This is a genomic window from Phenylobacterium sp., from assembly GCF_016793285.1.
GTDB lineage: Bacteria > Pseudomonadota > Alphaproteobacteria > Caulobacterales > Caulobacteraceae > Phenylobacterium.
The window spans coordinates 20,702-30,247 of sequence record NZ_JAEUMO010000081.1; the positions used below are offsets into that span (position 1 = coordinate 20,702).

At 70.6% G+C, this 9,546-nt stretch carries 11 protein-coding genes; 4 read left to right on the forward strand and 7 right to left on the reverse strand.

Annotation, left to right across the window (positions count from 1 at the left end):
• Positions 1-96: 96 nt before the first annotated feature.
• The 4 genes from JNL41_RS08640 to argH are packed head-to-tail and all read right to left on the reverse strand — an operon-like array spanning position 97 to position 4,116.
• Positions 97-1,119: a serine hydrolase gene (locus JNL41_RS08640; RefSeq protein ID WP_293474038.1), complete on the reverse strand. Its 1,023-nt coding sequence runs from the start codon at positions 1,117-1,119 to the stop codon at positions 97-99.
• On the reverse strand, positions 1,107-2,393 hold the full coding sequence (gene lysA / locus JNL41_RS08645; RefSeq protein ID WP_293474040.1) for a diaminopimelate decarboxylase: 1,287 nt from the start codon (positions 2,391-2,393) through the stop codon (positions 1,107-1,109). Before lysA ends, JNL41_RS08640 begins: the two co-directional genes overlap by 13 nt.
• Positions 2,393-2,698 (reverse strand): hypothetical protein, encoded by a 306-nt coding sequence (locus tag JNL41_RS08650; protein ID WP_293474042.1) that lies wholly within the window; start codon positions 2,696-2,698, stop codon positions 2,393-2,395. The genes lysA and JNL41_RS08650 overlap by 1 nt, the downstream gene beginning before the upstream one ends.
• On the reverse strand, positions 2,695-4,116 hold the full coding sequence (argH, locus tag JNL41_RS08655; protein ID WP_293474043.1) for an argininosuccinate lyase: 1,422 nt from the start codon (positions 4,114-4,116) through the stop codon (positions 2,695-2,697). The genes JNL41_RS08650 and argH overlap by 4 nt, the downstream gene beginning before the upstream one ends.
• On the opposite strand from argH, the gene JNL41_RS08660 reads away from it, so the two are divergent.
• Entirely contained in the window at positions 4,117-4,758 is a 642-nt protein-coding gene (locus JNL41_RS08660; RefSeq protein WP_293474044.1) for a TlpA disulfide reductase family protein, read from the forward strand.
• A gap of 35 nt (positions 4,759-4,793) precedes the next feature.
• Here the strand turns inward: JNL41_RS08660 and JNL41_RS08665 are convergent, their stop codons facing one another.
• Positions 4,794-5,213 (reverse strand): helix-turn-helix transcriptional regulator, encoded by a 420-nt coding sequence (locus tag JNL41_RS08665; RefSeq protein ID WP_293474045.1) that lies wholly within the window; start codon positions 5,211-5,213, stop codon positions 4,794-4,796.
• A 224-nt stretch (positions 5,214-5,437) separates the two neighbouring features.
• On the opposite strand from JNL41_RS08665, the gene JNL41_RS08670 reads away from it, so the two are divergent.
• On the forward strand, positions 5,438-5,689 hold the full coding sequence (locus JNL41_RS08670) for a hypothetical protein (protein WP_293474047.1): 252 nt from the start codon (positions 5,438-5,440) through the stop codon (positions 5,687-5,689).
• 73 nt (positions 5,690-5,762) lie between these two features.
• Positions 5,763-7,223 carry a carotenoid oxygenase family protein gene (locus JNL41_RS08675; protein ID WP_293474049.1) on the forward strand — a complete coding sequence of 487 codons (1,461 nt, stop codon included), beginning with the start codon at positions 5,763-5,765 and terminating at the stop codon, positions 7,221-7,223.
• Positions 7,224-7,328: 105 nt separating this feature from the next.
• Here the strand turns inward: JNL41_RS08675 and JNL41_RS08680 are convergent, their stop codons facing one another.
• Both JNL41_RS08680 and JNL41_RS08685 read right to left on the reverse strand, forming a co-directional pair.
• Entirely contained in the window at positions 7,329-7,961 is a 633-nt protein-coding gene (locus JNL41_RS08680; protein ID WP_293474051.1) for a PEPxxWA-CTERM sorting domain-containing protein, read from the reverse strand.
• A 132-nt stretch (positions 7,962-8,093) separates the two neighbouring features.
• The gene (locus tag JNL41_RS08685) at positions 8,094-8,723 is read right to left on the reverse strand and encodes a TetR/AcrR family transcriptional regulator (RefSeq protein WP_293474053.1); all 630 of its coding nucleotides are present in this window, start codon (positions 8,721-8,723) and stop codon (positions 8,094-8,096) included.
• Between the two features lie 131 nt (positions 8,724-8,854).
• Here JNL41_RS08685 and JNL41_RS08690 point away from each other — a divergent pair.
• Positions 8,855-9,546 (forward strand): enoyl-CoA hydratase/isomerase family protein (locus tag JNL41_RS08690; RefSeq protein ID WP_293474055.1); only part of this gene is annotated, 692 nt, incomplete at its 3' end.

A 9,546-nucleotide genomic window follows, 5' to 3' on the forward strand; every position in this document is an offset into this window, starting at 1 on the left:
TGACTCCATGCGTGGGGAACCAGCTTCGCACGGGTCGTCCGCGCGAAAACGCGGACTCACCTGACAGGAGAGCGTCATTCGCCGGTGGCGGGTAGTCTAGAGCCGGCGCGCGGCGACCAGCCGCTTCAGCAGGCCGTCCAGTGCGCCGGCCTGGGTGTAGAGCTTCGCCTGCGGCTGACCCTCGCGCTCCCAGGACTGGATGGCCACCACGGTGTCGATGGCCGGCATGACGGCGATGTAGCGCCCGCCGTTGCCGGCGGCGGCATAGCTTCCGGGCGGCAGGCCGCTGGCCGCCGGATCGGCGTCGGCCCACCACATGTAGCCATAGCCGCTCAGAATGCCCGAGCCGCCGGCGCGCGAGACCACCCGCGTACTCTCGGCCACCCAGGCCTGCGGCACGATCTCGCGGCCCTGCCAGCGGCCCTCCTGCAGGAAGAGCTGGCCGAACTTCGCCATGTCGCGCGCCGAGAGCCACAGGTTGTAGGCCGCGAACCGCGGCGCGTTCGCATCGTAGGCGAAGCGGCCGTGCTTCAGCGGGTCGTAGTCCTGGAAGCCCAGCGGCCGGGCGAGATAGTGTTCGAACGCCGTGAAGAACGAGAGGCCGGTCAGGCGCTGGTAGATCTCGGCCAGGACGTTGAAATCCCAGTTGTTGTAGTACCAGAAGGTTCCTGGGGGATGGCTGCCGCGGGCCGGCCGCGCGGCCTTCATGGCCGGCGTCTCGGCCGACGAGGGGATGTAGACGCCCGAGCGGGCCTGCAAAAGGTCGCGGACCGTGGCCTTGAGCTCCACCGGCGTCAGCGGCTGGTAGTCGTCGATGCCGACGTCCTTCAGGGTCAGGTCGAGGTCGATGCGGGAGTCGCGCACCGCCATGCCGTAGAGCGCCGACAGGAACGACTTGCGGCAGGAGGCGATGCGGTCTGCCGCCGTCACGTCGCCGTCGGACACGACCGTCTTGCCGCCCGAGAGAACGACCAGCCCCTTCACCTCCAGCGCCCTGGCCTCGGCGCGGACGGCGCCGAGCCCGTCGCGGTCCCAGCGGGCCCTGGCCAGCGCCGGCGCGGGCAGGGCCGCGGCCGCGGCGGCCGTGAGGATCGCGGTGCGGCGGCTCAGCTCTGCCACGGGGCGGCGGCCTCCCGGGCCAGCATGTCGTCGTAGGTCGGCCGCGGGCGGACCACGGCGAATCGGTCGCCCTTCACCAGCACCTCCGGGACCAGCAGGCGCGAGTTGTACTCGCTGGCCATGGCTGCGCCGTAGGCGCCGGCGCTCATGAACGCCACCAGGTCGCCGCCTTCCAGCGGTGACAGGGCGCGGTCGCGGGTGAAGGTGTCGCCGGTCTCGCAGACCGGGCCGACCACGTCGTAGGTCGCCGCTTCGCCCGCGCGGGGCTTCACCGGGCGGATATCGTGGAAGGCGTCGTACATGGCCGGGCGGATCAGATCGTTCATCGCCGCGTCCAGCACCAGGAACCTGCGGCCTTCGGGGCGCTCGTGGACGTGGACGACGCGGGCGAGCAGGACGCCGGCGTTGGCGGCGATCATCCGGCCGGGCTCGAAGGCGAACTGCACGTCGAGGCCCTTCGTCGCCCGCGCGATCATCGCCGCATAGTCGTCGGGCGACGGCGGCGTGGGCGAGTTGAAGTAGGGCGCCCCCAGGCCGCCGCCGAGGTCCAGGCGCTCCAGGGGCAGGCCCTCGCCACGGATGCGCTCGACGAGGCCGCGCATCTTCGTGAAGGCCGCCTCCATCGGCGCGAGGTCGGTGATCTGGCTGCCGATGTGACAGGCCACGCCGATGGGGCGCACGCCCGCCATGTTGGCGGCGTTGGCGTAGAGCCGCTCGGCCTCGGAGAAGCTGACGCCGAACTTGTTCTCGGACTTGCCGGTGGCGATCTTGGCGTGGCCCCCCGCCGAGACGTCGGGATTGACGCGGATGGCGACCGGCTGGCGCAGGCCCAGCCGCTGGGCGACGCGGTTGATCAGGTGCAGCTCGGGCTCGGACTCGACGTTGATCTCGGCCACCCCCGTCCGGACGGCGAACTCGACCTCGGCCTCGGTCTTGCCGACGCCGGAGAAGACGATCCGCCCGGGCGGTACGCCGGCCGCCAGCGCGCGACGCACCTCGCCCTCGGACACCACGTCGGCTCCAGCGCCCAGCGCCGCCAGCGTCCGCAGCACCGCGACGTTGGAGTTCGCCTTCACCGCGAACGCGATCAGCGGGTCCTTCAGGCCCGCGCCGACCAGGGCGTCGCGCAGCACGGTGTAGTGCCGTTCCAGCGTCGCCGACGAGTAGACGTAGACCGGCGTGCCCACGGCCGCGGCGATGCGGCTCAGCGGAACGCCTTCACACGCGAGCTCGCCCTCCCCGTCTGCGCTCGGCAGAAGCTCGAAGTGATTCATCAGCGCGGATTGGAATAGGGGTCGGGGAGCGCCGACGGCGGGGCGACGCCGCCGGGGCCGCTGCTGGTGCCCGGGATCGGCAGGGTGCGCGGGGGGGCCGGGTCGGTCGAGCGGTCGCGCGGGTCGACGGTGTCGACGGGGCGCGACGGGTCCTGCTGGCGCTGCGCGTCGTCGGCGTCCTTGGTGGTGTTGCGCTCGGCGCCGAACAGCGGGCCGGGCCGCTCCAACTGGCCCACCTTGCCGCAGCCCGCGAGGCCGGCCGCCAGCAGCAGCGCGCTCGCCAGAATGAGTGTGCGGGGGGTCATGCCAGGATGTCCTTCCAACGCTTGATCTGCGCGCGGACCTGATCCGGCGCGGTGCCACCATAACTCTTCCGGCTGGCCGCGGATGCCCGCGGCGTCAGCACCTCGTAGACGTCGGGGCCGATGCCCTGCGACAGCGCCTGCAGTTCGCTGAGCGGCAGTTCCGAGAGGTCGCAGCCCAGCTCCTCGGCCTTTTTCACCGCCGCGCCCGTGACGTGGTGGGCGTCTCGGAACGGCAGGTCCAGCGTGCGCACCAGCCAGTCGGCGAGGTCGGTGGCGGTGGAGAAGCCCGCGCCGGCCGCCTGCGCCATGCGCGGCGCCACCGGCTCCAGGTCGGCCACCATGCCGGCCATGGCCAGCAGACTGAGCTCCAGGGCGTCGAAGGCCTCGAACGTGGGGACCTTGTCCTCCTGCATGTCCTTCGAATAGGCGAGCGGCAGGCCCTTCATGACGATGCTGAGCTGGGTGAACGAGCCCATCAGCCGCCCGACCTTGGCGCGCACCAGCTCGGCGGCGTCGGGGTTCTTCTTCTGCGGCATGATCGAGCTGCCGGTGGTGAAGGCGTCGGAGAGCCGGATGAAGCCGAACTGCGGCGTCGTCCAGATCACGATCTCCTCGGCTAGCCGCGAAAGGTGGACGCCGCAGAGCGTCGCCGCGGCCAGCGACTCCAGCGCGAAGTCGCGGTCCGAGACGCTGTCCAGCGAGTTGGCGGTCGGCCGGTCGAAGCCGAGCGCCTTCGCCGTCATCTCGCGGTCGATGGGGAAGGGCGATCCCGCCAGCGCCGCGGCGCCGAGGGGGCTTTCGTTCATGCGCCGCCGGGCGTCGGCGAAGCGGCCGGCGTCGCGGCCGAACATCTCGACATAGGCCATCAGGTGGTGGCCGAAGGTGACGGGCTGGGCCGGCTGCAGGTGGGTGAAGCCGGGCATCAGGGTGTCGGCGTGCGCCTCGGCCTGGGCGACCAGCGCCGCCTGCAGCGCCTTGAGCTGGCCGATGGTGCGGTCGCAAGCGTCGCGGACCCACATGCGGAAGTCGAGCGCCACCTGGTCGTTGCGCGAGCGCGCCGTGTGCAGCCGCCCGGCCGCCGGCCCGATCAGCTCGCGCAGCCGGGCCTCCACGTTCATGTGGATGTCCTCGAATTCCTCGCGGAACGGGAACGTCCCGGCGGCGATCTCGCCCTCGATCGTGTCGAGCCCGCCCTGGATGGCCGCTTCGTCCTGGCTTGTAATCACGCCGGCCTTGCGCAACATCGCGGCGTGCGCGCGGGAGCCGGCGAGGTCCTGCGCCGCCAGGCGCCTGTCGAAGCCGATGGAGACGTTGATCGCCTGCATCAGCTCGGCGGGTTTCGCCGTGAACCTTCCGCCCCACATCGCCTGCCCCGCCGGGGTCGCGCGCTTGGGCGGGCCTGAGGATGACGAGGTCATATGAGCGAAAGTCCGACGCCGGATGCTGGGAAGCCCAAGGGCGGGCTCCTGACCTGGGCCCTCGGGGGCGCCGCCGTCTTTGGCGTCGCGGCGGTTGTCTACATCATCGCTCAGGCTTCAAACAACACGGCGCCGACCGCGCCGAGCGCGCCGGCGCCGAAGCCGGCCGCCCAGCAGGCCGCTGCGTTCGCCAGCAAGCTCTCGACGCCCGAGACCCCGACGCCCGCGCCGGACTACGCCTTCTACGACGAGGCCGGCAAGCCGGTGAAGCTCGCAGACTTCAGGGGCAAGGTCGTGGTGCTGAACGTCTGGGCCACCTGGTGCGGCCCCTGCAAGATCGAGATGCCCACGCTCGCCAAGCTTGCCAGGGACTACGAAGGCAAGGGCGTGGAGGTGGTGGTGGTGTCGATCGACAGCGCCGAGAAGGCCACCCAGGCGCGCCTGTTCATCAGCCAGAACGCCCCGCTGAAGTTCTACCACGACCGCGACATGAAGCTGCCGTTCAAGGTCGACGCGCCTGGCTTCCCGACCACCGTGATCTACGGCCGGGACGGCCATGAGGCGGCCCGCGTCGCCGGCGACGCGGACTGGTCGGCGGCGGAACCCCGCGCGGTGGTCGAGAAGGCGCTGGCCGGAGGGTGAACGCAAATCCTCCCCACGAGGGGGAGGGGAGGCGCTCAGGCGTGGATGGACTGCTTCTCGGCGATGGCCTGCTGGGCCGTCAGGGTCCGGACCAGGTTCACCAGCGAGCCGCGAACTTCCGGCTGCAGCTTCTCGAACGCGGTCAGCAGTTCGAGCGCGCCCGGCGTGCGCATCCGGGTGAGGAGGTCGAGATCCTCGGCGGTCTCCTTGTCGGCGCCGTCGAACACATCCATCAGGTCGGTCACGCGGCAGCGCAGCGCCCGCGCGATCTGCACGAGGCGCGAGAACGAGATGCGGTTCGCGCCGTTCTCGTACTTCTGGATCTGCTGGAAGCTGACCCCGCACTGCTCGGCCAGCGCCTCCTGCGACATCCCGATCGTCCGCCGGCGGATACGCACCGCGGCCCCGAGCGCGATGTCCATCGGATCCGGCGCCTTGGTAGACACCTCCGCCATTCTATTCCCCTTCCCTTGAGCAGTGTCCCCGTCCGACACCGCAAGCCCAAGTTGCGACTAAAAGCCTTTGTGTTGGAACTGCAAAGCTTTTTCAGCCCTCAGGCGATCACCGTTCAACCAGGGGGTCAAATGGGCGACCGCTGCGACCGTCGGCGGCGGTCAAGGTCTTGGTAACCGAAACACCGCGGAACTGCGGGTCCGAAGAGTCGTGATTCCCAAGGGCCATGCGCGTCATCCAACTGCACCCCCCCTTCGACCATGGAGCGGCGCTTCGGGTTCCCCCGGCGCACGATCGGAAGAACTGGGCGGTGCTCTGGCAGTGGCTGGGCGACGAGGCCCGCTCGGTCGCCGAGGCGGCCGCCGTCCAGGTGCTGACGCCCGAGGGACCCGTGGTCGCGCACACCGGCGACTGGATCGTCCTCAGCCACTCCGGCTCGTTCCACGTCGCGCACACGCTGCGGCCGCACGACGCCTGAGTCGCGGCGCCGCCGCGGTCGTTGCGTGGCCGCGCCGGCGGTGGGAACCTCGGGGCGAACCCGGAGCGAACCCATGCCGGCCACCCTCGTGAACCGCGTCGCCTCGACGATCCGTCCCGACGTCGACCACCCCTACATGACCGGCGCCTGGACCCCGACGCACGAGGAATGGGACGCCACCGACATGCCGGTGATCGGCGAGATTCCGAAGGACCTGGACGGCATCTACCTGCGCAACACCGAGAACCCGGTGCATCACCCGATCGGCCTCTACCACCCGTTCGACGGCGACGGGATGATCCACGCGGTCGGCTTCCAGGACGGCAAGGCCAGCTACCGCAACCGCTTCGTCCGCACGAAGGGCTTCGCCGCGGAGGCGGAGGCCCGCGAGGCGCTCTGGGCCGGGCTGGCCGAGCATCCGAGCAAGTCGAAGCGGCCCGGCTGGGGCGCGCAGGGCGGCCTGAAGGACTCGTCCTCCACCGACGTCGTGGTCCACGCGGGCCGGATCCTCTCGACCTTCTACCAGTGCGGAGAGGGCTACCGGCTCGATCCGGAGACCCTGGCCGACCTGGGCGTCGAGGGCTGGGTCCCGCCCGACGGCATCTCGGCGCATCCGAAGGTGGACGAGGCGAGCGGCGAACTCCTGTTCTTCAACTATTCGAAGACGCCGCCCTACATGCACTATGGCGTGGTGGGGCCCGACAACCGGCTGAAGCACTACGTGCCGATCCCGCTGCCCGGGCCGCGGCTGCCGCACGACATGGCGTTCACGCGCAACTGGTCGATCCTGAACGACCTGCCCCTGTTCTGGCAGGAAGACCTGCTGCCCCGCGGCATCCATGCGGCGCGGTTCCACCCGGACATGCCGAGCCGCTTCGCTCTGATCCCGCGCTACGGCGGGCCCGAGGATATCCGCTGGTTCGAGGCCCGGCCCTGCTACGTGCTGCACTGGCTGAACGCCTACGAGGAGGGCGACGAGGTCGTCCTCGACGGCTACTTCCAGGAAGACCCCGCGCCGCCGCCGCTGGAGGGCTTCGGGCGGCTGGGCCAGATGATGGCCTATCTCGACGAGCACTCGATGAAGCCGAAGCTCTGGCGCTGGCGCTTCAACCTGAAGACCGGCGAGACGAAGGAGGGTCCGCTCGACGACCGCATCCTCGAGTTCGGCACGTTCAACCAGGGAATCGCGGGCGCGAAGGGCCGCTACGCCTATTCCACGACCGCCAAGCCGGGCTGGTTCCTGTTCACGGGGATCGTGAAGCACGACCTGGAGAGCGGTCGTTCCTGGAGCCTCCCGTTCGGCGAGGGCCGCTATGGCTCGGAGGCGCCGTTCGCCCCGCGCGTGGGCGCCACGGCCGAGGACGACGGCTATCTGGTGAGCTTCGTCACCGACATGGTCGAGAACCGCTCGGAGTGCGTGGTGGTCGACGCGGCCGACATCGGGGCCGGCCCGGTCTGCCGGATCATCCTGCCGCACCGGATCTCGTCAGGCACGCACGCCTGCTGGGCGGACCGCCGCGCCCCGACGAGCTAGGCCCTCGGCGCTCGGGTTGGTCGAGGTCGGGAAGCCGATTGTTCCCAAGCAGAGATCTCGGGCCTTCGACGGTTCAAGCGAACCGTCGGAGGCCCTGGATCGCGATCAGGCCAGCGCCGAACGGCGGCGGCGCAGCATGGCGCCGGCCGCGCCGAAGCCGGCGATCATCAACGCCCAGGTCGAGGGCTCGGGCACGCCCGCGCCTTCCGGCGCGATGCGGATTTCGGCCACGCCGAAGGTGTCGTTCCCCGAGATGCGGAACGCCGCGATCCCGTTGGCGTGGACCTCGAAGGTGCTGCGGCCGTGGGGTCCGAGCGGCGCGCCGTTCAGGACCGAGGTGATGAGGTCGCCGTTGACGTCGAACAGATCCAGCGTCAGCGACCCGAAGTCGGCGTAGCCGGCCTCGGCGTAGAAGTAGTTGGTGAAGCCCTGGAGCAGCGTGCCGAGCTGCACGATGCGGCCGTCGACCGGCGACAGAAGGTCGACGTCGTTGCCCGAGTTCACGCCGCCGAATTCATAGATGTCGCCGTCATCGAAGTAGCCCTCGACCCCGCCGTAGGTGAAGTCGATGCCGAAATCGATGTAGTTGGCGCCGAGCTCGCCGCCCGAGGCCAGCGGGCCGAACGCCGGAGACAGGGCGACGCCGGGGGCGTCATACGGCGTCACGCCGGCTTGGGCCGCGCCGGCGGCCAGGATCGCGAGGCTCGCGCCCACGAGCGCACTCTTCCACTTCAACATGATGAGTTCCCCAGGTTGTCCGAATACGGGACCTCCCCCACGGCGCCGTCGCCTTGATCTCGCTCAAGCCAAGCTTGGCCGCACGCGGATTCCCCAACCGGGCGAGCGGAATTCCCTCGGGTGGGGATCGTCTCAGGCGGCCGTCTTCAGGTAGGCGATCACCATCCGCGCCAACTCGCGGCGCATGGCGGACCAGGAGAGCGCCGCCGCCGGGCTGGCATGGCCGCGCAGGCGGCGCATGATCGCCGAGATCAGGATGAACACAGCCCAGTCGATGGCCGCGTCCGGATCGTCGTGGGCGATCTCGGCGCGGTGCGGTTCCAGCGCGGTGGCCAGCGAGTCACGCAGGCGGCTGGCCGTCGCGTTCCCGCGGTCGCGCATGGACGGGTCGTTGGTCTTGCTCTCGACCATCAGGCCGAAGAGGTCGGCGCCGGGGCCGCCCTTCAGGAGGGTGTCGATGAAGTTCGTCACGACGTCGTCGAGGCTCTTCAGCCGCCCGTCCAGGGCGTCGGCCACCGACTGCTCGGCGCGGGTGAGGAACCGGTCCTTGATGGCGCGCAGCAGGTCCTGCTTGGTCTCGAACCGGCGGTAGATGCCGCCTACCGAGACGCCGGCCTCCTGAGCGACCGCCGGCATGGTCAGCCCTTCGACGCCATCGCGCCGCAGGATCGTCTCGGCCGCCTCCAGCACCTTCATCAGGAACCGCTGCGAGCGCGCCTGCTGCGGTGGGATGATGTGGGCGAACTCGGCGACGTCGGTCATGCGTCCGACTTGGCAGAACGTGGAATGCCACGCCACCCGAATTTCGACGCGCCGCGTTGCTGACGCGACGGCGCCGTTGCCGCGGGCGGCGCGCGGCGACATGGTCGGCCCAGGAACACGGGAGAGGCGCCATGGACACCCTTGCGGTCGAAGATCTGGGCGAGGGCCTGCAGCGGGTCACCATGAGCCGGCCCGACCGGCTGAACGCGCTGAACCAGCCGATGGCCGAGGGCCTGCTGGCGCACTTCGAGGGCCTGCGGCGGAACCGCGACGTCCGCGTCGTGATCCTGCGTGGCGCGGGCCGCGGGTTCAGCGCCGGCGCCGACCTGAAGGCGATGGGGCAGCCCGACGCGCTCCAGGACGGACCGCGCGGCGACTGGGTGCTGCGCGATCTGATGGGCGCCATGCGCGCCTGCCCGCAGCCGCTGATCGCCGCGGTGCGCGGCGCGGCGGCCGGCGGCGGCATGGCGATGGCGCTGGCCTGCGACGTGATCGTGGCCAGCGAGAGCGCGGCCTTCTACCCGGCCTTCATCGCCATCGGGCTCTCGGGGACCGAACTCGGCGTCGCCTGGCGGTTGCAGCGGATGATCGGGCTGTCGAAGGCGCGGGAGACGCTGCTGACCAACCGCCCGATCCGCGCGGCGGACGCCCTGTCGTCGGGCCTGGTCTCGGCGGTCACCGGCGAGGACGACCTGGACAGTCACGCCGAGACGATGGCGCGGGAGATGCTGAAGGCCGCACCGGACGCGCTGCGCGTCAGCAAGCGCTCGTTCGACGCCTCGCTGGAGCAATCCAGTTTCACCGCCGCCCTCGAGGCCGAGGA